This is a genomic window from Nonomuraea sp. NPDC050536 (genome assembly GCF_044457685.1).
Classification (GTDB): domain Bacteria; phylum Actinomycetota; class Actinomycetes; order Streptosporangiales; family Streptosporangiaceae; genus Nonomuraea.
Window position 1 is genome coordinate 1 of the sequence record NZ_JBITHD010000059.1, and the last position, 1,297, is coordinate 1,297.

General features: G+C 69.9%; 1 protein-coding gene. It reads right to left on the reverse strand.

Annotation, left to right across the window (positions count from 1 at the left end; all coding sequences use genetic code 11):
• The coding region (locus ACIBHX_RS52350; RefSeq protein ID WP_397076540.1) for an IS481 family transposase at positions 1-1,174 on the reverse strand (1,174 nt) is incomplete at its 3' end.
• Positions 1,175-1,297 lie beyond the last annotated feature (123 nt).

The window sequence follows — 1,297 nt, forward strand, 5'->3', positions numbered from 1 at the left end:
GCTGGCCACCGATCGACAGGTTCCCCGACGCGGGCACGGTCCGATCGACCTCGATCGCCTGGCGCGACAGCGGATCGACCCTGCTCGTCAGGATGGGCTCGGGCCGTTCGAGCTGATCAGAGTGGTTGATGGCCGAGACCGGAGAATCCGCGGGCGTGGCAGTGGCACGGGCCGCCGGAGCGGCTCCAGATGCGGGAACGGGCACCGTGGTCAGGCCGGCGGGCAGGTGCAGCGGCAGCTCCCGCTCGGCCCGGCGCTGGCCGTCACTGCGCTCGGCGAAGAACCGGTCCGCGGGAAAGGCCATGTCCAGCGCCTGGTGCGGGCGGCCGGTGTTGTAATGCTCGGCGAACGCGTCCATCTCGGCTTGGGCGGCCTCGAGCGAGGCGAACGGCAGCGCCTCGGCCAGCAGCTCACGGCGCACGCTCTGATGGAAGCGCTCGATCTTCCCGGTGGTGGTCGGGGTCCTGGGGGCGGTGTGACGCAGCTTGATGCCGTTCTCCCGGCAGACCCGCTCGAACAGCACCTCACCCGCCTTCGGCCCGCCGAACCGGCCGGTGAACTGCTTACCGTTGTCGGTCAGCACCTCCAGCGGCACCCCATAGGCGCGCATCGCCTCGGCGAACGCGGCGCATACCAGCCGCCCGGTCGGCCGCGCCACCACCGAGGCGATCACGCAGAACCGGGAGTGATCGTCCACGCCGGTGATCAGCTTGGCCTCGCTGCCGTCGGCCAGTAGCAGCCCGCCCATGATGTCCATCTGCCACAGCTGCATCGGCCCGGGCCGCTCCCAGCGCCGGTAATTCTCGCGCCTGCGCCTGCGGGCGACCGGCTCGACCAGCCCGTTACGCACCAGCACCCGATAGATGCTCGCCCGTGACGGCAACGGCTCCACCCGGCGCCGCCCCAGCTCCCACAACAGAGTGCGCGGACCCCACCGCGGATGGGCCCGCCGCAGCTCACAGATCAACGCCTCGATCGCGGCCGGGGTCTGCATTGGATGCGCCTTCGGCGCGTGCGATCGGTCGGCCAGCCCCGCCAGGCCGCCATCCTGATACCGGCGCACCCAGGTATGCACCGACTGCCGCGACACCCCATACCGGCCCGCCACGTCGGTGACCGTCGCCCCCGACAACACCTCGATCACCGCGTGATAGCGCTGCTCCACGACGCTCAACTCCACCAATGCCACCTGAGCCTCCCCCGAAGCGCCGATAACGCCACGAGCAGGCACAGAAGACGATCAAGGTGTCAAGCATCAAGCGAGGCCAGAGTGTCAACCATCAAGCGAGACAGGACA